General features: G+C 76.2%; 21 protein-coding genes. 9 read left to right on the top strand and 12 right to left on the bottom strand.

What is annotated here, in order from left to right; genetic code table 11:
• Positions 1–25: 25 nt before the first annotated feature.
• From QNH85_RS18725 to QNH85_RS18735, 3 genes are all read right to left on the bottom strand, one after another.
• Positions 26–1,216: a MalY/PatB family protein gene (locus tag QNH85_RS18725; RefSeq protein ID WP_282948835.1), complete on the bottom strand. Its 1,191-nt coding sequence runs from the start codon at positions 1,214–1,216 to the stop codon at positions 26–28.
• A gap of 116 nt (positions 1,217–1,332) precedes the next feature.
• On the bottom strand, positions 1,333–2,145 hold the full coding sequence (locus QNH85_RS18730) for an ABC transporter permease (RefSeq protein ID WP_282948836.1): 813 nt from the start codon (positions 2,143–2,145) through the stop codon (positions 1,333–1,335).
• Entirely contained in the window at positions 2,142–3,074 is a 933-nt protein-coding gene (locus QNH85_RS18735; protein WP_282948837.1) for an ATP-binding cassette domain-containing protein, read from the bottom strand. The genes QNH85_RS18730 and QNH85_RS18735 overlap by 4 nt, the downstream gene beginning before the upstream one ends.
• An 87-nt stretch (positions 3,075–3,161) precedes the next feature.
• On the opposite strand from QNH85_RS18735, the gene QNH85_RS18740 reads away from it, so the two are divergent.
• Positions 3,162–4,406 carry a TetR/AcrR family transcriptional regulator gene (locus QNH85_RS18740; protein WP_282948838.1) on the top strand — a complete coding sequence of 415 codons (1,245 nt, stop codon included), beginning with the start codon at positions 3,162–3,164 and terminating at the stop codon, positions 4,404–4,406.
• 38 nt (positions 4,407–4,444) lie between these two features.
• The gene (locus QNH85_RS18745) at positions 4,445–5,242 is read left to right on the top strand and encodes an exodeoxyribonuclease III (RefSeq protein ID WP_282948840.1); all 798 of its coding nucleotides are present in this window, start codon (positions 4,445–4,447) and stop codon (positions 5,240–5,242) included.
• 21 nt (positions 5,243–5,263) lie between these two features.
• Here the strand turns inward: QNH85_RS18745 and QNH85_RS18750 are convergent, their stop codons facing one another.
• Entirely contained in the window at positions 5,264–6,556 is a 1,293-nt protein-coding gene (locus QNH85_RS18750) for an MFS transporter (RefSeq protein WP_282948842.1), read from the bottom strand.
• Between the two features lie 56 nt (positions 6,557–6,612).
• On the opposite strand from QNH85_RS18750, the gene QNH85_RS18755 reads away from it, so the two are divergent.
• Positions 6,613–7,272 carry an ArsR/SmtB family transcription factor gene (locus QNH85_RS18755; protein ID WP_282948844.1) on the top strand — a complete coding sequence of 220 codons (660 nt, stop codon included), beginning with the start codon at positions 6,613–6,615 and terminating at the stop codon, positions 7,270–7,272.
• 22 nt (positions 7,273–7,294) lie between these two features.
• Here QNH85_RS18755 and galK read toward each other — a convergent pair whose 3' ends face one another.
• From galK to QNH85_RS18785, 6 genes are all read right to left on the bottom strand, one after another.
• Positions 7,295–8,554, bottom strand: coding sequence for a galactokinase (gene galK / locus QNH85_RS18760; RefSeq protein ID WP_282948846.1), 1,260 nt, complete (start codon positions 8,552–8,554; stop codon positions 7,295–7,297).
• A complete protein-coding gene (locus QNH85_RS18765; protein WP_428830438.1) occupies positions 8,551–9,423 on the bottom strand; it encodes a DeoR/GlpR family DNA-binding transcription regulator in 873 nt (290 codons plus the stop codon). The genes galK and QNH85_RS18765 overlap by 4 nt, the downstream gene beginning before the upstream one ends.
• Before the next feature lie 62 nt (positions 9,424–9,485).
• Positions 9,486–10,367, bottom strand: coding sequence for an NAD(P)H-binding protein (locus QNH85_RS18770; RefSeq protein ID WP_282948848.1), 882 nt, complete (start codon positions 10,365–10,367; stop codon positions 9,486–9,488).
• 106 nt (positions 10,368–10,473) lie between these two features.
• A complete protein-coding gene (locus QNH85_RS18775; RefSeq protein WP_213280978.1) occupies positions 10,474–11,640 on the bottom strand; it encodes an Mrp/NBP35 family ATP-binding protein in 1,167 nt (388 codons plus the stop codon).
• A gap of 69 nt (positions 11,641–11,709) precedes the next feature.
• Complete coding sequence (locus QNH85_RS18780; RefSeq protein WP_282948850.1) at positions 11,710–12,330, bottom strand: DUF1003 domain-containing protein; 621 nt, start codon at positions 12,328–12,330, stop codon at positions 11,710–11,712.
• The gene (locus tag QNH85_RS18785; protein WP_213280980.1) at positions 12,323–13,675 is read right to left on the bottom strand and encodes a magnesium transporter MgtE N-terminal domain-containing protein; all 1,353 of its coding nucleotides are present in this window, start codon (positions 13,673–13,675) and stop codon (positions 12,323–12,325) included. The genes QNH85_RS18780 and QNH85_RS18785 overlap by 8 nt, the downstream gene beginning before the upstream one ends.
• Positions 13,676–13,838: 163 nt before the next feature.
• Here QNH85_RS18785 and QNH85_RS18790 point away from each other — a divergent pair, with 163 nt between their 5' ends.
• Entirely contained in the window at positions 13,839–14,561 is a 723-nt protein-coding gene (locus QNH85_RS18790; protein WP_282948852.1) for a YflT domain-containing protein, read from the top strand.
• Between the two features lie 59 nt (positions 14,562–14,620).
• Here QNH85_RS18790 and QNH85_RS18795 read toward each other — a convergent pair whose 3' ends face one another.
• Positions 14,621–16,180, bottom strand: coding sequence for an aminopeptidase P family protein (locus tag QNH85_RS18795; RefSeq protein ID WP_282948854.1), 1,560 nt, complete (start codon positions 16,178–16,180; stop codon positions 14,621–14,623).
• Positions 16,181–16,250: 70 nt separating this feature from the next.
• Here QNH85_RS18795 and QNH85_RS18800 point away from each other — a divergent pair, with 70 nt between their 5' ends.
• From QNH85_RS18800 to QNH85_RS18820, 5 genes are all read left to right on the top strand, one after another.
• Positions 16,251–17,093: a PHP domain-containing protein gene (locus QNH85_RS18800; protein ID WP_282948855.1), complete on the top strand. Its 843-nt coding sequence runs from the start codon at positions 16,251–16,253 to the stop codon at positions 17,091–17,093.
• Positions 17,090–17,713, top strand: a complete 624-nt coding sequence (locus QNH85_RS18805; RefSeq protein ID WP_213280988.1) for a MarC family protein — start codon at positions 17,090–17,092, stop codon at positions 17,711–17,713. The genes QNH85_RS18800 and QNH85_RS18805 overlap by 4 nt, the downstream gene beginning before the upstream one ends.
• A gap of 56 nt (positions 17,714–17,769) precedes the next feature.
• Positions 17,770–18,654, top strand: a complete 885-nt coding sequence (locus tag QNH85_RS18810; protein ID WP_282948857.1) for an oxygenase MpaB family protein — start codon at positions 17,770–17,772, stop codon at positions 18,652–18,654.
• Positions 18,655–18,741: 87 nt separating this feature from the next.
• On the top strand, positions 18,742–19,251 hold the full coding sequence (locus QNH85_RS18815) for a helix-turn-helix domain-containing protein (protein ID WP_282948859.1): 510 nt from the start codon (positions 18,742–18,744) through the stop codon (positions 19,249–19,251).
• On the top strand, positions 19,248–19,652 hold the full coding sequence (locus QNH85_RS18820) for a HepT-like ribonuclease domain-containing protein (RefSeq protein ID WP_282948860.1): 405 nt from the start codon (positions 19,248–19,250) through the stop codon (positions 19,650–19,652). Before QNH85_RS18815 ends, QNH85_RS18820 begins: the two co-directional genes overlap by 4 nt.
• A 69-nt stretch (positions 19,653–19,721) precedes the next feature.
• Here QNH85_RS18820 and QNH85_RS18825 read toward each other — a convergent pair whose 3' ends face one another.
• Entirely contained in the window at positions 19,722–21,503 is a 1,782-nt protein-coding gene (locus tag QNH85_RS18825) for a DEAD/DEAH box helicase (protein WP_282948862.1), read from the bottom strand.
• Between the last annotated feature and the right edge of the window lie 186 nt (positions 21,504–21,689).

The following is a 21,689-nucleotide window of genomic DNA, read 5'->3' on the forward strand; positions in this document are numbered from 1 at the left end:
GAGCGGTGGGTGCGGCCGCGGGCGGTCAGCCCGACGCGACGGCGGCGGCCAGCCGGGCGACGGTGTCGCGCAGGACGGGGCGGGGCGTCGCGAGGGTGTACCGGGCGAAGCCGGCGCCGGCCGCGCCGCACGCCGGCCCGTCGGTGAGCGCGACGCCCGCCGCGGCGAACCGCTCCGCGGGCCGGTCGCCCAGCCCGAGGGCGCGGCAGTCCAGCCACGCCAGGTAGGTCCCCTCCGGCGGGGTGTACCGGACGGCGGGCAGCTGTTCCGCCAGCAGCTCGCCGAGCAGCCGCCGGTTGCCGTCGAGGTAGTCGAGGGCGGCGTCGAGCCACGGGCCGCCGTGCGTGTACGCGGCGGTGCTCGCCACGGCGCCGAGGATCGAGGCGCCCTCCTCGTACTCCTCGGCGAGCCCCGCCCAGCGCTCGGCGTCGGCGTCGCTGCTCAGCACGAGCTGCGCGCACTTCAGGCCCGGCACGTTCCACGCCTTCGACGCCGACACCGCGGTGATCGCGTGGCCGGCGGCGACCGGGCCGACGGACGCGTACGGGACGTGCCGGCGCCCCGCGTAGACCAGCGGCGCGTGGATCTCGTCCGCGAACACCCGGGCACCGTGGGCGTCGGCGACGTGCGCGATCCCCAGCAGCTCGTCGCGGTCGAGCACGCGGCCGGTCGGGTTGTGCGGGTTGACCAGCACGATGAGCCCGCCGCCGTCGGCCAGCGCCCGGCCGATCCCGTCGAGGTCGTGCACCAGCCGGTCGCCGTCGCGCACCAGGGGCACCTGGACGACGCGGCGCCCGAGCGTGGCGGGGACGGTGAGGAACGGCATGTACGCGGGCGTCGGCAGCACGATCGTCGACCCCGGGGCCGTGTAGTGCCGGACCGTCGCGCGGAAGGCGGCCATCACGTCCGCGACCGGCCGCACCCGCTCGGGCGCGACCGCCCACCCGTACCGCCGGCCGGCCCAGCCGGCGAACGCCTCGGAGAGCGCGTCGACGACGGGCGGCGGCAGGTAGCCGAACCGCTCGGCGTCCACCGCCTCGCGCAGCGCGGCGCGGACCTCCGGGGCGGTGCCGAAGTCGGCCTCCGCGACGAACGCGCCGATCTGATCCGGGAACGTCGTCCACTTGATGCCGCCCCCGGCGCGCAGGTCGGCGACCGTGCGGCGGTCGGCGGCGGCCGCGAAGCCGTCGTGCGTGGCGGTGCCCGGTACGGCCATCGGTGCTGGTCCTCGGTGTCGGGGGGTGCGTGCTGCCCCCATCCCACCACCCGAAACCGCCCGCGGTCACCCCCGCGGCCGGAGCCTGGGGACGACCGCGGGCGGGCCGTGGGCCGTCAGCGTGCGGCGCGCCGGCGGAACAGCCAGGCGGCGGTCAGCCGGGAGACCACCAGCAGCCCGACGCACCAGGCGAGCGCGACCACCGGCTGCCCGCCCGGGGCGCCGGTGAGCCAGGCCCGCACCGTGTCGGTCACGGGGGTCACCGGCTGGTACGTCGCGACCACCTCGAGCACCCGGGGCATCGACTCCGGCGGGACGAACGCGCTGGACACGTACGGCAGGAACATGATCGCGAAGGTGAACCCGTTGGCCGCCTCGGGCCCGGACGCCACCATGCCGATGCACACCGCGGTCCAGGTCAGCGCGAGCACGTACAGCAGCACGACCCCCGACACGGCGAGCCACTCGGACAGGCCCGCCGTCGGCCGGAACCCCGCGGCGTACGCGACGGCCACGACGAGGGCGGTCGAGACAGCGTTGCGCACCACCGACTCCACGACGTGCCCGGTGAGCACGGCGACCGGCCGCACGGGCAGCGTCCGGAACCGGTTCATCAGGCCGCCCGTCATGTCGGAGGCCACGGACACCGCGGTGGTGGCGGCGCCGTACCCGGCGCACAGCAGGACGATGCCCGGCACGACGTAGTCGACGTAGCTCTGGCCGGTCCGGATCGCGCCGCCGAACACGTAGACGAACAGCAGCATGAGGATGACCGGCAGCGCGATCCCCATGATCAGGGTGTCGGGCGTGCGGGTCGACCGGCGCAGGCTGCGGCCGATCATGGCCGCGGTGTCCTGCAGGGCCCAGCCGCCCAGCGGGGGCCGGACCGTCACCCGCGCGGGCGCGGACGGGGCGAGGGTGGTGGTCATGACGCCTCCCGGGCGAGCAGGGCCTGCGCGTCGACGGCGGCCGCGGGGGCCGCCTGCTCGGCGTGGTGGCCGGTGAGGGTGAGGAACACGTCGTCGAGGGTCGGCACCGCGACCCGCCAGGTCTCGACGGGCAGGGCGCGTCGCTCGACGTCGGCGAGGATGCGGCGGACGTCCGGGACGGAGGCGTCGGTCGCGATGCGCTCGGTGCGGCCGTCGGCGAGCTGCAGCTCGACGTGCGCGGCGCCGACCTGGCGCTTGAGCTCCGCGGCGGTGCCGTCGGCGATCACCCGGCCGCGGTCCAGCACCGCGACCCTGTCGGCGAGCGCGTCGGCCTCGTCGAGGTACTGCGTGGTCAGCAGCACGGTCGCGCCGCCGGCCACGACGTCGCGGACGACCTCCCACAGGTCCGCGCGGCTGCGCGGGTCGAGGCCGGTCGTCGGCTCGTCGAGGAAGATCACCTGCGGGCGCGTCAGCAGGCTGACCGCGAGGTCCAGGCGGCGGTGCATCCCGCCGGAGTAGGTCCGCACGAGCCGGTCGGCGGCGTCCACCAGGTCGAAGAGCTCGAGCAGCTCGTCGGCGCGTCGCCGGTCCGCCGCCCGCGGGAGGTGGGCGAGCCGGGCCATCAGCCGCAGGTTCTCCCGCCCGGTCAGCAGCTCGTCGACGGCGGCGTACTGGCCGGTGAGGCTGATCGTCTCGCGGACCCGCTCGGGCTCGCGCACGACGTCGTGGCCGGCGACGGTCGCGGTCCCGCCGTCGGGGCGCAGCAGCGTGCTGAGGATCTCGACCGTGGTGGTCTTGCCCGCGCCGTTGGGCCCGAGCAGGCCCAGGACCTGCCCGCGCGGCACGGTGAGGTCGACCGCGGTCAGCACGGGGGTCGCGCCGAAGGCCTTCTGCAGGCCCCGCGTCCGGATCATCGGGGTGTCGTCCATCGCCGACTCCTTTCTGTCTACGTCGTACACGGATGTCGTGGTGTGTATGTTGTACACAGTTCCGAGCCCGGAGGTCAAGGAGTCCCGATGGACCAGCAGCACCCGGCCGGCGACCTCGACCCGGTCGCCCGCCGCGACGCCGAGGACGCGCGCCGGCAGGCCGAGGCCCTGCGCAAGGACCGCGAGAAGGCGGCGCAGGCGGCCGCCAAGGAGGCCGCACGTGCCGAGCGCGACCGCGAGAAGGCGGTCCGCGAGGCGGAGAAGGCGCGGCGGGAGCGGGAGAAGGCCGAGCGCGCGGCCGGGAAGGACGCGGACCGTCGTCGCGCCGAGCAGGACCGGCAGGTGCGCGAGGTCGAGCGCGAGGCGGACCGTGCGCAGCTCGAGGCGGAGAAGGCGGCGCTCGACGCCGGCCTCGCCGCGCAGCGCGCCGCCCGCCAGGTGGAGCGCGCGCGCCTGCGCGCCCGGGCGGTCGAGGAGCCGGGCCCGGACGCCCCGCCGGACCTGCCGCCGGGGCTCGCGCTGCTCTGGCGCCCCGCGCCCGTCGGCCGCCGCGGCCCCCGCCCCGGACTGACGCTGGCCGGCATCGCCCGGGCCGCCGTCGCGCTCGCGGACGCGGAGGGTCTGGCCGCCGCGTCCATGGCGCGCGTCGCCGAGCGGGTCGGCGTCACCACCATGGCGCTGTACCGGTACGTGTCGAGCAAGGACGACCTGCTGGCGCTGATGATGGAGACCGCGCTGGGCGAGGCGGTCGACGCGGCCGAGCGGGCGGCCTCGGAGCTCCCGGCGGCCCCCGGCGTCCCGCCCTGGCGGACGGCGCTCGAGCGGTGGTGCCACGACCAGCTGGCGCTCGCGCAGCTGCACCCGTGGTCGGTGCAGGCCCCGGTCACGGCGTCGCTGCCCGGTCCCGCCCGGGTCGCGTTCCTCGAGCGCGGGCTCCGGGCGCTCGAGGGCACCCCGCTGACGTGGGCGGAGCGGACGGCCGTCGTCGGGCACCTGTCGCTGCACGTGCTGAGCGAGAGCCAGGTCGTGGCCGCGCGGACGACGGCCGAGCGGGCCGCCCGCGCGGCGGCGGAGGCGGCGGACGGCGACCCCGCGCCGCGGGCCGACGAGGCGACGCACCCCGCGCTGCTGGACTACGCCACGGTGCTGCGGGCGGTCGTGGACCCCGAGCGGCACCCGGCGCTCGCCGAGGCCGTCGCGGCGGGCGCGTTCGACGACACCTCCGACGAGCCGGGGGAGGGGGACGACCCGGACCTCGCGCTGCGGATGATGCTCGACGGGGTGGCCGCGCTGGTGGAGCGGGCCCGGGGCCGGCTGGGGGGCCGCGGCTGACGGACCGCGTGTCGGTGGCATGGGGTTGGATGGTCCGCGTGCTGACGGTAGCGACTGCGAACGTGAACGGGATCCGTGCCGCCTTCAAGCGGGGGATGGGGGAGTGGATCGAGCAGCGGCGGCCCGACGTCCTGCTGCTGCAGGAGGTGCGGGCGTCCGACGAGATCCTCGGCGACCACCTGTCGGCGCAGGAGTGGCGCCTCGCGCACGAGGCGAGCGAGACGAAGGGCCGTGCGGGCGTCGCGATCGCGTCCCGCCTGCCCATGCGCGCCGTGCGGATCGGCATCGGCACCGGCGTCCCGTCCGACAGCGGCCGCTGGGTGGAGGCCGACCTGGAGCTGCCGGGCGGCGGGCTGCTCACCGTCGTGTCGGCCTACGTCCACTCCGGCCAGGCGGGCACGCCCAAGATGGACGAGAAGTACGCCTTCCTCGACGTCATGACGAAGCGGATGGCCGAGCTCGCGGGCGAGGACCAGCACGCCGTCGTCGCGGGGGACCTCAACATCGCCCACCGCGAGGCGGACATCAAGAACTGGAAGGGCAACCTGAAGTCGGCGGGCTTCCTGCCGCAGGAGCGCGCGTACCTCGACACCTGGTTCGACGAGCAGGGCTGGCGGGACCTCGGCCGCGAGCACGGCGGCGAGGGCCCCGGGCCGTACACGTGGTGGTCCTGGCGCGGGCAGGCGTTCGACAACGACTCCGGCTGGCGGATCGACTACCAGCTCGCGACGCCCGGGCTCGCGGACACGGTGCGCAGCGTCGCGATCGACCGCGCCGCGACGTACGACGCGCGGTTCAGCGACCACGCGCCCGTGGTCGTGACCTACGACGTCTGAGGGGCTCGGCCCGCGGGTGACTCAGCCGGCCGTGGGCGCGTCGGCCGGCGCCGGCGCCCCCGGCAGGTCGCGCATCCGCAGCAGCGGGGACGCGAGTACCGGCAGCGCCGCGACGGCGGTGCCCGCGGCCGCCACCCACAGCGCCGGCACCACGCCCCACGTGTGCCCGATCCAGCCGCCGAGCAGCCCGCCGACGGGCGTCGTCCCCCAGACGACGAACCGGACCGACGCGTTCATCCGCCCGAGCAGGGCGGGCGGGCAGATGCGCTGCCGGAAGCTCACCTGCGCCACGTTGTAGACGACGACCGCGCCCCAGAACAGCACCCCGCCTGCGATCAGCACGGCCTGCGGCGGCAGGGGCAGCACGGTGGCCAGGGGGACGAGCGCGGCACCGGGTGCGAACGCCAGCGCCGCGAGGGGGATGATCCGGGCCTCGCCGACGCGGCGCGCGAGCCGGTCCGCGGTCAGCGCCCCCAGGAGCCCGCCCACGGCGGAGGCCGAGACGACGGTGCCGTACTGCGCCGCGTCGAGCCCGAGGTCCCGCAGCGCGTACAGCACCAGCAGTGCGCCCGAGACGCCGGAGAACAGGTTGCCGAGCGCGGTGCACGCCACGATCCGGCGGAGCAGCGGCTGGTGCAGCACGAACCGGAGGCCCTCGGCGATCTCCTCCCGGAGCGGGCGCCGGCCCTCGACGGGCGGCAGCGTCTCGACCTGCCGGATCCGGTGGACCGACGCCGCGGAGAGCAGGTACGTCACGGCGTTGACCGCCAGCACGGACGGCGGCGCGACGACCCGCAGCAGCGCCCCGCCGAGCGCCGGTGCGACGACCGCCGCGACCGACTGGGTCGCCTGGAGCTTCGCGTTGCCCTCGCCGACGTGGTCCAGACCGACGAGCCCGGGGACGTACGACTGGTGCGCGACGTCGAAGAACACCGTCGCCACGCTCATCACGAGCGCGCCCGCGTAGAGCAGGGTCATCGAGGCGTGCCCGCTCAGGGCGAGCGCGACGACCGTCGCGAGGACGGCGGCGCGCACGAGGTCGGCGACGACCAGGACCCGCCGCTTGCGCATCCGGTCCACCCAGGCGCCGGTGGGCAGCCCGATCACCAGGAACGCCGCCGTCTCCGCGGCCGTGAGCAGCCCCATGTGCCACTCGGTGGCGCCGAGCTCCCGCACGGCGAGCACCGGCAGCGCGAGGATGCTCAGCTGCGCGCCGAGCTGACCCAGGGCGTCGCCGAGCCACAGGCGGCGGAAGTCCGGGTGCCGGGCGAGCGAGCCGCGGGGACCCGCGGGGGCGCCCGGGGCGGAGGTCATGGGGCCAGCGTGGGGCCACTGATTGGGGGAAGTCAATCAGTGGCTACGATCGGGGCATGACGACCGACAGCGGTGCCGCCGTCGACGGTGCCGCCCACCACGACGCGGACCGCGACGCCGACGCCGACGCCGACGCCGACCGCGACGCCGACGCCGACGCCGACCGCGACGCCGACGCCGACCGTGACGCCGACGCCGACCGCGACGCCGACGCCGACGCGCGCGCCCTCGCGTCGTCGACCCGCCTGCGGATCCTGCGCCTGTGCCTGGACGAGCCGCTGACCAACCGCGAGATCGCCGAGCGGCTGGGCCGGAACCCCGCGACCGTGCTGCACCACGTGCGCACGCTGGTCGACCGCGAGTACCTCGCGGCGGAGCCGGTCCGGCGGGGTGCCCGCGGCTCGCGCGAGGTGCCCTACCGCGCGACGGGGAAGTCGTGGCGGTCGCCGGACTTCCCGGGCAAGTGGCAGCTGATGCTCCGGACGTTCCTGGAGGAGGTCGCGGAGGCGGATCCCGCGTCGGTGCGGATGACCCGGCTCGGCGTCCGGCTCAGCGACGCGGAGCACGCGGAGCTGATGTCCCGCGTGGACGGCTTCTTCGCCGAGCTGGCGGAGCGCCGGCCGACGCCGGACGGCACGCCGTACTCGCTGCTGTTCGCGCTGCACGAGGACGCGGGCCGCCTCCCGCGCGGGGGCGGCGCGGCCGGCGCCGGCTGAGCGGCCCGGCCGGCGCCCGCCGTCAGGCCGCGGGGTCGCTCGCGACCGCCACCAGGAACGCCGGGGCGTGCAGGCCCTCGTCCTCGAACGCCCGTGCGACGGCCGCGGCCACCGCGTCGACGTCACCGGCGCGGACCAGCGCGATGGCCGAGCCGCCGAACCCGCCGCCGGTCATCCGCGCCCCGAGGGCTCCCGCGGCACGCGCGGCGTCGACCGCGACGTCCAGCTCGCGGCACGACACCTCGTAGTCGTCGCGGAGGGAGGCGTGCGACGCGTCCATGGCCCCGCCGACCTCCTCGACGCGGTCGGCGTCGAGCAGCGCCACGAACTCCTCGACGCGCGCGATCTCCGTGACCACGTGCCGCACGCGCTTCACGAGCACCTCGGCGTCGTGCGAGCCCTCGCCGACGGCGCCCGTTCCGTGGGCGAGCGTCGCGAGCGCGTCGCCGAGCCGGTCGGGGTCGATCTCCCGCAGGGTGCTCACGCCGAGCCGGGCGGCGGCCTCGTCGCACGCGGCCCGGCGGGCGGCGTACTGCCCGTCGACCAGCGCGTGCTCGGCCTTGGTGTCGATGACCAGCAGCGCCAGGTCGTGGGCGGTCAGGTCGAACGGCACGTGCCGGACGGAGCCGTCGCGCGTGTCGAGCAGCAGGGCGTGGCCCGCGCGGCCGCGCAGCGACACCGACTGGTCCATGCCGCCCGTGCTGGCGCCGGCGATCTCGTTCTCCGCGCGGATGCAGGCCTCGGCCAGGACGGCCCGCCCGGCGTCGTCCGGCTGCTCGGAAGTGCCGGCCAGCCCCAGGCCGAACAGCGCGTCCAGCGCGACCGCCGCCGAGCACTCCAGCGCGGCGGACGACGACAGCCCGGCGCCGTAGGGCACGCAGGAGTCGACCGCGATGTCGAACCCGCCGACCTGGTGCCCCGCCTCGCGCAGCGCCCAGGCGACGCCCACGACGTACGCCGGCCAGCCGCTGACCGTGCCGGGCGCGACTTCGGACAGCGCGACCTCGCGCACGCCCGTCGACTCCTGCGCGGACACCAGCCGGACGGCGTCGCCGTCGGTGCGGCGCACCGCCACGTAGGTCCGGTGGGGGAGGTCGAACGGGAGGCACAGCCCGCCGTTGTAGTCGGTGTGCTCGCCGATCAGGTTCACGCGGCCGGGAGCGGACCAGGTGCCGTCCGGCTCGGCGCCGAACCGGTCGGCGAACAGCTGGCGCACCCGCGCGGCGCCGTCGGCGGGCTCCCAGGCACCCACCCACACGGGGGCGTTCGTCGGGGCGTTCATGGGGTACCTCCTGGGTGACGGGACACGGGGTTCTCGGCCGGCACGCGGGCCGGGTCGTGGTCGGGGGCGGGCACCAGCAGCGTGCAGCCGGCGTCGGCGAGCACGGCACGGGCCGGCTCGGGCAGCCCGGCGTCGCTGACCAGCACGTCGACCTCCTCCAGCGCGGCGATCCGGGCGAGCCCGACGACGCCCCACTTGGTGTGGTCGGCCAGCACGGTGACGGCCGCCGCGCAGTGCAGCAGCGCCCGGTCGGTCGCGGCCTCCGCCAGGTTCGGGGTCATCAGACCGGACTCGTCCAGCCCGTGCACGCCGAGGAACAGGCGGTCGACCCGGAGCGTGGCCAGCGCGGTGTCCGCCACGGGCCCGACCAGCGCGTCCGACGGGGTGCGGCTGCCGCCGGTGAGGATGACGTCGAGGGCACCGGCGCCCGCGGTCGCGCGGTGCAGCGTCCCGGCCACGGGCAGCGAGTTCGTCACGACGGTCAGCGGCCGCAGGCCCGGGTCGGCGGCGATGCGCCGGGCGAGCAGGTGCGTGGTCGTCCCGGCCGACAGCGCGATCGCCTGGCCCGGCTCGACGGTCGCGGCGGCCAGCGCGGCGATCGCCTCCTTCTCGTCCGTCGACCACGAGCTCTTCGCCTCGAACCCGGGCTCGTCGGTGGGGCGGCCGGCGCCGTCGGGGGCGACCGCGCCGCCGTGCACCCGCCGCACGAGCCCGGCACGGTCGAGCTCGGTGATGTCCCGGCGGACCGTCATCTCGGAGACGTCGAGCTGCTCCACCAGGTCGGCGACCCGCACCGCCCCGTGGGCACGCACCTCCGCGAGGATGCGGTCCTGCCGTTGACTCGCGAGCACCGCGACAGTATCCACCACGACCGCACACGAACCAACACGCGCGCACCAGCACGCAGCCGGCCGGCCGCGTGCGTGCCGGCTCAGCCCGGGGCCGCGTCGACCGCGGGGCGCAGCACCGTCCGGGCCCAGGCGGCGAGCGTCGTGGGCGTGGTCGTCCGCACCGACCGGCCGTCCTGCGGGGTGAGGTCACGCAGCCCCCGCAGCATCCCGACCATGCCGTCCACCTGCGCGTCGGTGAGGCCGAGCTCGCGCAGCGGCGCGGCGGCCTCCGCGTCCGTGATGCGCACCGCCCGCACCGGCCGGCCGAGCGCGTCCGCGAGCACCGACGCCGCCTCGGCGAACGACAGGTCCTCCGGGCCGTGCACGCCCTGCGTGTGCCGCCCGGACCAGGCCGTCGACAGCAGCCGCGCCGCGGCCACGTCCCCGACGTCGCGCGGGTCCACCCACGCGAGGCGCCGGTCCAGCGGGAACGTCGTGGTGAGCGTCCCGCGCAGCAGGCCCGCGACGTCGAACAGCAGGTTCGTGAAGAAGTACCCGCAGCGCAGGTGCGTCACCGACGCGCCCGTGGCGTCCAGGAGCTCCTCGACGCGGCCGAGCCCGTCGATCTCGCCGACGCCGTGCCGCGCCTCCGCCCCGACGCTGCTCTGGTGGACGACCCGTCCGATGCCGTTCTCGCGCACCGCGCGCGCCACCACCGCGCCGAGCCCCGCGTACGCCTCGACGGGGTCGTCGGCCGGGACCGACGGGCTCACCCAGTGGATCGCGTCGGCCCCCGCGGTCGCCGCGACGACGGCGTCCGCGTCCGTCAGGTCGACGGGGACCACGTCGGCGGCCTCGCGGAGCGCCGGGTCCAGGCGGCCGGGGTCGCGGGCGAGCAGCACCGGGCGCTCGCCGGCCTGGACCAGCAGGGTGGCGACGCGGGACCCGACGCGACCGGACGGGGTGCTGACGACGACGCGCACGGCGGCTCCTTCGACGGGGGTGGGGCGACCGGTCCCATGCTGCCGCCGACCACCGACACGGCCGTCGGGGCCCTCCCGCGCGAGCGGTCCTCCCGTGCGAGCGGTCCTACCGACCGACGGGCGTCAGCCCCAGCGACTTCCCCGCCAGGCCGCGGGAGCGGGCCGCCAGGGTGCGGGCCACACCGCGCAGCGCCTGCGCCGCGGGGGAGTCGGGGTCCGTCAGCACGACGGGCGTCCCGCCGTCGCCGGCCTCGCGGAGCCGGATGTCGAGCGGCACCTGCCCCAGCAGCGGCACCGGGGTGCCCGTGGACCGGGACAGCCCGTCCGCGACGCGCGTCCCGCCGCCGGAGCCGAACAGCTCGAGCCGGCTGCCGTCCGGCTGCTCGAGCCACGCCATGTTCTCGACGACCCCGACCACGCCCTGCCGCGTCTGCGTCGCGATCGACCCGGCGCGCTCCGCGACCTCCGCCGCGGCGAGCTGCGGGGTGGTCACCACGACGAGCTCGGAGCCCGGGAGCAGCTGCGCCACCGAGATGGCGATGTCGCCGGTCCCGGGCGGCAGGTCCAGCAGGAGCACGTCCAGGTCGCCCCAGAACACGTCGGACAGGAACTGCTGCAGCGCGCGGTGCAGCATCGGCCCGCGCCACACCACCGGCTGGCCGGGCGGGACGAACATGCCGATCGAGATGACCTTGACGTCGTGCGCGATCGGCGGCAGCAGCATCTCGTCCACGCGCGTGGGGGGCTGCGTGACGCCGAGCATGCGCGGGATCGAGAAGCCGTAGATGTCCGCGTCGACGACCCCGACCCGCAGGCCGTCCGCGGCCATCGCGACGGCGAGGTTCGCGGTGACGGACGATTTGCCGACCCCGCCCTTGCCGGACGCGACCGCGAACACCTTGGTCAGCGACGTGGGCTTGCTGAACGGGATGACGGGCTCGGGGCCGCCGCGCAGCCGCTCCGTGAGCGCCGCCCGCTGCTCGGGGCTCATCACGCCCAGCGCCATCCGCACCTCCGCGACGCCCTCGACGGCCTGCACCGCGGCGGTGACGTCCTTCGTGATGGTGTCGCGCAGGGGGCAGCCGGCCGTCGTCAGGTCGATGCCGACCGTGACGTGGGCGCCCTCCGGGGCCGCCGTGTCGACGTCCACCGAGCGCACCATGCCGAGGTCCGTGATCGGTCGGCGGATCTCGGGGTCGATCACCCGGGTGAGGGCCTCCCGCACGGCGGCGGCGACGGCCTCGGGGTCACGGGTGTCCAGGACGGGCGGCATGTCGTCCATCGTAGGTGCGCGCCGGGGCGCACCCCCCGGGACCCCGGGGCCGAGGACCGCCCGTGACCGTCAGGCGCGCCCGCGGAGCTCCGGCCGGTCGGTGCGGTCGCGCCGCTCGGTGCGGTCCGTGCGCTCCCGCCGGTCCGTGCGGTCGGTGCGGTCGGGGCGGTCGGCCCGCTCCGGGCGGTCGAGCCCGTCGCCGTCCTCACCGGCCGCGGCCTCGCGCTCCTCCACCAGCTCCTCGAGCAGGTTGCGCAGCTCCGAGCGGACGAAGTCACGGGTGGCGACCTCCGACAGCGCGATGCGCAGGGCGGCCATCTCCCGGGCCAGGAACTCGGTGTCCGCGAGGTTCCGCTCGGCCCGCTGCCGGTCCTGCTCGGCCTGCACGCGGTCCCGGTCGGTCTGCCGGTTCTGCGCGAGCAGGATCAGCGGGGCGGAGTAGGACGCCTGGAGCGACAGCATCAGGGTCAGCGCGGTGAAGCCGTTCGCCGCCTTGTCGAACCGCAGGGCCTCCGGGCCCCACGAGTTCCACACCAGCCAGACCGCGCAGAACAGGCTCAGCCAGAGCAGGAACCGCGGGGTGCCCATGAACCGGGCGATGCCCTCGGACACCTTGCCGAACGCGTCCTCCTGCAGCTTGGGCAGGAACGTCCGGCGGGCGGCCTTCGGGGTGTCGAGGCGCTCAGCCACGCCGGCCTCCCCTCGGGGCGGGTCCGACGTGCCGGGCGCCCGCGCGGTCGGCGAGCGGCTGCGGGGCCGCGGGGACCGCACCGGTGGGGTGCTCCTCCTCGTCGGTCTCGCGCCAGTCCTCGGGCAGCAGGTGGTCCAGCACGTCGTCGACGCTCACCGCACCGAGCAGCCGGCGCTCGGCGTCGACGACCGGGATCGCCAGCAGGTCGTAGGTGGCCATCCGGCGGGTGACCGCGAGCAGCGGGGCGTCGACCAGCACCGGGTCGATGTCGGTGTCGACCAGCGTGCCGATCGCCTCGTGCGGGGGCTCGCGCAGCAGCCGCTGCAGGTGGACGACGCCGATGAACCGGCCGGTCGGCGTCTCCAGCGGGGGCCGCACGACGAACACCATGGACGCGAGCGCAGGCGTGAGGTCCCGCCGGCGGACGTGCGCGAGGGCCGCGGCGATCGGCGTCTCCGGGCCCAGGACCACCGGCTCGGTGGTCATCAGGCCGCCGGCGGTGTTGTCCTCGTACGCCAGCAGCCGGCGGACGTCGCGCGCCTCCTCGGGCTCCATCAGCTCGAGCAGCTCGGCGGCCTGGTCGTCGGGCAGCTCACCCAGCAGGTCGGCCGCGTCGTCGGGCTGCATGGCCTCCAGGACGTCCGCCGCCCGGGTGCGCTCCAGGCTCGACAGGATCGCGACCTGGTCGTCCTCGGGCAGCTCCTCCAGGACGTCGGCGAGCCGCTCGTTGTCGAGCGCCGTGGCGACCTCCATCCGCCGGGTCGTCCCCATGTCGTGCAGCACGTCCGCGAGGTCGGCGGGCTTGAGCCCGTCGTACTGCGCGAGCAGCAGCGCGGCGCCCTGCGCGTCGGCGGCGGTGCGGGCCAGCCCGGCGATCTCGTCGATGTCCAGGAGCTCCGCCTCGCCGCGCCGCCGCAGCAGCCCCGTGCGGCCGGGGCGGTGCTTGCGGACGAACACCTTCGACACCAGCCAGTCGCCGTTGCGCTGCCGCTCCAGGGCGACGTCCTCGACCGTGGCGGTGCCCGTGCCGTCCGCGAGCTGCACGGTCCGGTCGAAGAGCTCGCCGACCACCAGCGTCTCGAACGGGCGCTGCTCGAACCGCCGCATGTTCACCAGGCCGGTCGAGATCACCTGCCCGGCGTCGATCGCGGTGACGCGGGTCAGGGGCACGAACACCCGCCGCTTCCCGGGCACCTCCACGACGAGCCCGACGGCGCGCGGGGCGCCCTTGGGGCGCAGCAGCACGACGACGTCGCGCACCCGCCCCACCTGGTCGCCGATCGGGTCGAAGACGGAGGTTCCGGCGAGGCGCGCGACGAACACTCGGGTCCCGGGTCCGCTCACGGGGGTCAGCGTAGACGCCGGGTCGGCGCCGGGCGCGCGCCCGTCCGCGTGGCCGACGTCACGTCCGCGGCGGCTGGGCACGTCCTGGGAGCTGCGCATGAACTCCCTGCGTACAGGGGGTGACGCCTGGCCAACGCGCGCCCGCGGGGGCGAGGATGGGGGCATGTCGTTCACCGGTGGTGCCCGCGTCCCCAACACCCCCACGCTGCCGCAGGGCGAGACCGTCGCGTCCTACGGCACCTACCTCGAGGCGCAGAAGGCGGTGGACCACCTCTCGGACCACCAGTTCCCGGTGCAGCTCGTCACGATCGTCGGCACGGACCTGCGCATGGTCGAGCGGGTGACCGGCCGGCTCACGTACGCGCGCGTGGCCGTCGGCGGCTTCGGCTCCGGTGCCTGGTTCGGCGTGTTCATCGGCCTGCTGTTCCTCATGGCGGGCGGCAGCCAGGGGATCCTGCTCGCCGCCGTGCTGTTCGGCGGCGCGGCCGGCCTGCTGCTCGCGGTGCTCGTGTACGCCACCAGCCGCGGCAAGCGGGACTTCACGTCGCAGAGCCAGATCGTCGCGTCCCAGTACGCGGTGCTGTGCCAGTCCGACCGCGCCCACGACGCCCGGCAGCTGCTCCGCGAGGTCGGCGGTGTGCGGGTCGGTGCCGCGACGCCCGTGCCGCCGCCCGCGTCGCCCGTCGGCGTGCGCCCCTCGGACCCGGCCGCCGCCCACCCGCAGGCCACGCCGGGGACGCCGCAGGCCCAGCCGGCGACCCCGCCCGCCCCGCCGCGCTACGGGCAGCTCGCGCCGCAGCCGCCCGCCGAGCCGCGGTACGGCCAGCTCGCGCCCCAGCCGCCGCAGCAGCCGCAGGACCCCGAGGCGCCGGCGAAGCAGGACTGACCCGACGACGACGGCCCGTCCCCCGCAGCGGGGGACGGGCCGTCGTCGCGTCCGGGGCGTCAGCGGCCGAGCAGGCCCGCGATCCAGGCCTCGACGTCCTCGGGGCGCCGGGGGAGGGCGGCCGACAGGTTCTCGTTGCCGTCGGCGGTGATCAGCACGTCGTCCTCGATGCGCACGCCGATGCCCCGCAGCTCCTCCGGCACGCGCAGGTCGTCGACCTGGAAGTACAGGCCGGGCTCGATGGTGAACACCATGCCGGGCTCGATCACCGCGTCCAGGTACATCTCCCGGCGGGCCTGCGCGCAGTCGTGCACGTCGAGGCCCAGGTGGTGGCTCGTGCCGTGCACCATCCACCGGCGGTGCTGCTGCCCCTCGGGGGCCAGCGACTCCGCGGCGGGGACCGGCAGCATGCCCCACTCGTCCAGCCGCGCGGCGATGACCTCCATCGCGGCGGCGTGCACGTCGCGGAACCGGTTGCCCGGCACGGCGGCGGCGAACGCGGCGTCGGCGGCGTCCAGCACCGCCTGGTAGACCCGGCGCTGGGCGTCGGTCCACGTGCCGTCGACCGGGAGCGTGCGGGTGACGTCCGCCGTGTAGAGGGAGTCGACCTCGACGCCGGCGTCGATCAGCACGAGCTCGCCCGCGCGGACCCGACCGTCGTTGTCCGTCCAGTGCAGCGTCGTGGCGTGCGCGCCCGCGGCGGCGATGGTCTCGTAGCCGACGTAGTTGCCCTCGACGCGGGCCTGCGACAGGAACGTGCCCTCGATGACCCGCTCGCCGCGGCGGTGCGCGACCGCCTCGGGGAGCCGCCGCACGACCTGCTCGAAACCCTGGATCGTCGCGTCGACGGCGCTGCGCAGCTCGGCGACCTCGTGCGCGTCCTTGATCAGGCGCAGCTCCGAGAGGGCCTCGACCAGGGCGGCGTCGCGCTCGCCGGCGTCCTCGGCCGCCCGGATCTCCTCGACGACTGCCTCGACGGCCTCGTCCACCTCCGGGACGACCAGCAGCCGCACGCCGTCGGCGCCGACGTCCTTGGCCAGGGCGTCGTGCAGCTCGTCGCGGTGCGCGGTGCGGATGCCCGTGACCGTCGCCATGTCCTCGAGCGTCGGGCGGGGGCCCACCCAGAACTCCCCGTACCGGGCGTCGGAGAAGAACTCCTCGGTGTCCCGGCCGGCCAGGGGGCGCATGTACAGGACGGCGCGGTGCGTCGACCGGCCGCCGTCGGGCAGCTCGTCGCCCTCGCCGTCCGCGGCGGGGTGCAGCACCAGCACCGCGTCCGGCTCCTGCTCCGCGCCGAGCCCGGTCAGGTGGGCGAACGCGGAGTGCGGGCGGAACCGGTAGTCGGTGTCGTTCGAGCGCACCTTGTACGCGCCGGCGGGCACCACCAGGCGCTCGCCGGGGAACTGCGCCGCCAGGCGGGCGCGGCGGGCGGCCGCGAACGGCGCCACGTCGGCGGCCACGGCCGTGCTCGCGGGACGCTCGGCCCAGCCGGACGTCACCCACTCGAGGAACGCGGCGGACGACGGGCGCTGGCTGCGGTTCTGCCCGCGGTCGGCGAGGGTCTGCTCGGCCGGGGCCTGTGCGGGCGCGGGGGACTCGGGGGTGGTGTCGGTGGCCATGGCCCCCAGTCTGGCACCGCCCGGGACCCGGCGGGCCGAGCCCGGGTGCACCGGTGAGTAGGCTTCCGCGGTGCGCATCGACCTCCACACCCACTCGTCGGCCTCCGACGGGACCGAGCCCCCCGGCGGGGTGGTGGCGTCGGCGGCGGCGGCCGGCCTCGACGTGGTCGCGCTCACCGACCACGACACGACGTCCGGCTGGGCGGAGGCGGCCGAGGCCGCGCTCACCCACGGCGTCGCGCTCGTGCGGGGCACGGAGGTGTCCGCCCTGTCGCGCGACGTCAGCGTGCACCTGCTGTCCTACCTGCAGGACCCGGCCGACCCCGCGCTCGGCCGGCTGATCGCGCAGACCCGCGAGGCGCGGCTGCACCGCGGGCGGGCCATCGTCGAGCGGCTGTCGGCCGACCTGCCGATCACCTGGGACGACGTGCTCGCCCAGCAGTCGCCCGGCACGGTCGTCGGCCGGCCGCACATCGCCGACGCCCTGGTCGCGCTCGGCCTCGTCGCCGACCGGACCGCTGCGTTCGCCGACCTCCTGTCGGCCCGCGGCGGCTACTACGTGCCCTACTACGCGCCCGAGGCGGTCGAGGCCGTCGAGGCGATCCGCGCGTCCGGCGGGGTGCCGGTGTTCGCGCACCCGGGCGCCGACGGCCGCGGGCGGATCGTGCCCGACGCCGTGATCGCCGAGCTCGCGGAGGCCGGCCTGGCGGGGCTCGAGGTGCACCACCGCGACCACACGCCCGAGCAGCGCGCGCGGCTCACGGCGCTCGCGGACCGCCTGGGGCTGCTCGTCACCGGGTCGAGCGACTACCACGGCACCGGCAAGGACAACCGGCTCGGGGAGCACACCACCGCGCCGGAGGTGCTCGCCGAGATCGAGCGCCAGGGCCGGACCGCGGTGGTGCGACCATGAGCACCGTGCTCGACTGGCGACTCCTCTCCGAGGTCTTCATCACCCTGTTCGTCATCATGGACCCGCCCGGGACGGTGCCGATCTTCCTGGGCCTCACCGGGGCGATGACCCGGCAGCAGCGCAACCGGGCCGCGCGCCAAGCGATCCTCGTGGCGTTCGGCGTCATCCTGGCGTTCGCGGTGTTCGGGCAGAGCCTGCTGTCGTACATGCACATCTCCCTGCCCGCGCTCCAGGCGTCCGGCGGCCTGCTGCTGCTGCTCGTCGCGATGGAGCTGCTGACCGGCAAGTCGGAGGAGCCGCAGCCGTCCGGGAACGCCAAGGTCAACGTCGCGCTCGTCCCGCTGGGCACGCCGCTCCTGGCGGGGCCGGGCGCGATCGTCGCGGTGATGGTGTTCGTGCAGCAGAGCGACGGCACCCTCGCCGACTGGACGGCCATCGCGGTCGGCATCGTGCTCGTGCACCTGTGCCTGTGGCTCGCGATGCGGTTCGCCGGCGTCATCCACCGGCTGCTCGGCGACTCCGGCACGACGCTGGTCACCCGCATCGCCGGTCTGCTGCTCGCGGCCATCGCGGTGCAGCTGGTCGCCGACGCGGTGCGGGCGTTCGTCGAGGCCGGCTGAGGACCGGCTGAGAGCGCGGGGTCGCGGCGCGGCGCCCCCGGGGTGAGGATCGCGGCGTGACGACCTCCACCACCACCCGGCTGCGCGGGCGGCTCGGCGGCGAGCTGTTCGCCCGCGTCGCCGGTCCGCGCGGCGCGCAGGTCCGCGACCGGATCCACGGCACGCCCGGCCCCCGGTGGTTCGGGCCCGACGACGAGATCCGCCGCGTGCACGGCGACGCGTCGATGTTCGTCGGCGGGCTCACCGCGCTGCTCCTGCAGTCGTGGCACCCGCTGGCGATGGCGGCCGTCGCGGCCCACTCCGGCTACCGCAGCGACCCGTGGGGCCGGCTGCAGCGGACCAGCACGTTCCTCGCCGTGACCACGTTCGGCACCGCGGAGCACGCCCAGCAGGCGGTCGGCATGGTGCAGCGCATCCACGACGAGATCGCGGGCGTCACCCCGCAGGGCGAGCCGTACGCGGCGTCCGACCCGCACCTGCTGCGCTGGGTGCACATCACGGAGGTGCACGCGTTCCTCACGGCGCACCAGCGGTACGGCGCCCGGCCGCTCGACGCCGCCGGCTGCGACGCCTACGTGACGCAGGCCGCCCGGGTCGCGCGGGCGCTCGGCGCGGAGCACCCGCCGGAGACCGTCGCGGAGCTCCGCGCCGACCTGGACGCGTACGTGCCGGAGCTGCGCGGCACCCCCGAGGCGCGGGAGGCCGCCCGGTTCCTGCTCGCGCGCCCGCCCGTGCCCCTGCCCGCGCTGGTCCCGTACGGCGTGCTCGCGGGCGCCGCGATCGCGCTGCTGCCCCGGGCCGCACGCCGGCCGCTGGGCCTGCCGGACCTGCCGTGGGTCGACGCGACGCTCGCGCGCGCCGGCGGGCACGCGGTCACGCGCGCCGTCCGCTGGGCCCTGGCGACCCAGCCCCCGCCGCCGACACCCCCGGCCCTCGCCTGACGGCCAGCCCGCCGCGGCGGGCCGGCCGCGGGGCGCCTGCCGGTCGCGCATACCGGTCGCTCATACCGGTACCGGTATGCTCGACGCATGGACACGGCGGGCCTGATCCGGGAAGCACGCGAGCTCGCGCGGCTGAGCCAGTCGGAGCTGGCGGACCGCGCCGGCACCTCGCAGCCGGCGGTGTCCCGGTACGAGTCGGGCCTGGCCTCGCCGTCGGTCGCCACGCTCGACCGCCTCCTCGCGGCGGCCGGTGCGCGCCTCGACCTGCGTCTGGTGCGCGCGCCCCGGCGACTCGACGCGCGCACGGCGCGGATGACCCGCGTGCGGGCGCACCGGTCCGAGATCCTCGCCGCCGCGCACCGGCACGGCGCTCGGAACGTGCGTGTCTTCGGCTCCGTCGCGCGGGGGGAGGACGGTCCGGGCTCGGACGTCGACGTGCTGGTGGACATGGACGTCGAGACGGTCGGCCTGCTGCCGCTGGACGACCTGCGCCTCGACCTGGAGGCCATCCTCGGGGAGCGGGTCGACGTGGCCGCCGAGGCGATCCTCGCCCCGCACGTCGCGGAGCACGCCCTCGCCGAGGCGGTGGCGCTGTGACCGACCGCGCGCAGGACCGGTGGCTGCAGGACATCCGGGAGGCGGTGCGAGCCATCCGGCTGATCGAGGCGACCGGCGCGCACGTGGCCGGCAGCGGCGCCGACGCCGTCATCGCCGCCGACGTCGACGCGGTGGTGGTCGACGCCCTCACCTACCGCGTGATGACGATCGGCGAGGCGGTGAAGAACCTCGACGTAGCCGCACGCGAGGCCAGGCCCGAGGTGCCGTGGAGCTCGATCGCTCGCATGCGGGACGTCATCACGCACCACTACCACCGCCGGAGCCTGGCGGTGATCCGGGCGACGGTCGACCAGCACCTCGGCGCTCTGGACGAGGCCGCCCGGTGGCTCCTGGAGGAGTGGCCGGAGCGCGCCTCCGCGGACGGCGCGCCCGAGGCGTAGCGCAGGGCAGACGCGGCGAGGGCGCCCCCACCGGTGGTGGGAGCGCCCTCGTCGGGTCGTGCGGGGCGGTCAGCCCTCCGTGGAGGTGGGCTGCTCCGCGGCGCCCTCGGCGGACGAGCCGCCACCGCGCGTGCGACGACGGTTGCGGCGACGACGCGGGGCGCCGCCGTCCTCGGTGCGGCCCTCGGCGGGGCCGGTCGAGCCGGACGTGCCCTCGGCGGGACCGGTCGAGCCCTCGGTGGCCTCGGCCGGGCGCTCGCCGGATCCGTGCCGGCGGTTGCGCTGCCGGCCGCCGTCGCCGTGCTCGCCGCGGCCGCCGTCACGCGGGCCGCCGTCACGCGAGCCGCCGTCCCGGCCGCCGCGCCCGCCGTCGCGCGAGCCGCCGTCCCGACCGGTCTCGCGGCCCGACGAGTGCCGCTTGCCGGTCTCGCCCAGGTCCTCGAGCACCTCGGCGCCCAGGCCCTCGCGGGTCCGCTTGGACCGGGGGAGCCGGCCCGTGGTGCCGGCGGGGATGTTCAGGTCGGTGTACAGGTGCGGCGAGCTGGAGTAGGTCTCCTGCGGCTCCGGGAAGCCGAGCTCGAGCGCCTTGTTGATCAGGCCCCAGCGCGGCACGTCGTCCCAGTCGACGAACGTGACGGCGGTGCCCTTGTTGCCCGCGCGGCCCGTGCGGCCGGTGCGGTGCAGGTAGGTCTTCTCGTCCTCGGGGCACTGGTAGTTCACGACGTGGGTGACGTCGTCGACGTCGATGCCGCGGGCGGCGACGTCGGTGGCGACGAGGACGTCGACCTTGCCGTTGCGGAACGCGCGCAGCGCCTGCTCGCGGGCGCCCTGCCCCAGGTCGCCGTGCAGCGCGCCGGCGGCGAACCCGCGCTCGACCAGGTCGTCCGCGACCTTCGCGGCGGTGCGCTTGGTGCGCGCGAAGACGATGGTCAGGCCGCGGCCCTCGGACTGCAGGATGCGGGCCAGCACCTCGACCTTGTCCAGCGCGTGGGCGCGGTAGACGACCTGCTTGATGTTCTTGACGGTCTGGCCGATGTCGTCCGGCTCGCTCGCGCGGATGTGCGTCGGCTGCGTCATGTAGCGGCGCGCCATCGCGACGACGGCGCCCGGCATGGTCGCCGAGAACAGCATGGTGTGCCGCGACGCGGGGGTCCGGGCGAGCAGCTTCTCGACGTCGGGCAGGAAGCCGAGGTCGAGCATCTCGTCGGCCTCGTCGAGCACGACGCACTTCACGCGCGACAGGTCCAGGTGGCCCTGGTTCATCAGGTCGATCATGCGGCCCGGGGTGCCGACGACGACCTCGACGCCGCGCTGCAGCATGTCGATCTGCGGCTCGTACGCGCGGCCGCCGTACAGCAGCGCGATGCGGACGGACCGGCGCTTCGACGCGGTCTCCAGGTCGCCGGCGACCTGCACCGCGAGCTCGCGGGTCGGCACGACGACGAGGGCCTGCGGCTTGCCGGGCGCGGGCAGGGCGTCGAAGCCCTCCTCGTCCGGGGCCACGACGCGGTGCAGCAGCGGGACGCCGAAGCCCAGCGTCTTGCCGGTGCCGGTCTTCGCCTGGCCGATGATGTCGTGGCCGGACAGCGCCACGGGCAGGGTCATCGCCTGGATCGGGAACGGGGTGGTGATGCCCGCGTCGGCGAGCGCGGCGACGATCTCCGGGCGGACGTCGAAGTCCGCGAAGGTCACGTCGGCGGCCTGGACGGACGCGGCGGTCGGGGTGTCGATGGTCTCCACGGCGACGTCCTCGGGCGCGAGGCCGTCGTCGGTGGTGGGTTCGGTCGAGGTCACGGACTGCTCTTCACTCGTGAAGGTGGCGTGCCGCACGTCGCGCCCGCGTGGGGGCATCCGCGACGGGCATCGCCACAGGTGGTCCGGCAGCCGATCGTGCAGGTCAGTCGAGGGCGGCCGGTGACACCTGGGCGTCGCGACGCGCTCGGAGCACCGTGGTCGAGACGACCGGGCAACCGATGAACGCCTCCCATGATACGCACCGGCCCCGTCGGGGCGCGGGAGGGGGCCGGTGCGTATCAT

The sequence above is a fragment of the Cellulomonas endometrii genome (genome assembly GCF_949769265.1).
GTDB classification, from domain to species: Bacteria; Actinomycetota; Actinomycetes; order Actinomycetales; family Cellulomonadaceae; genus Cellulomonas; species Cellulomonas endometrii.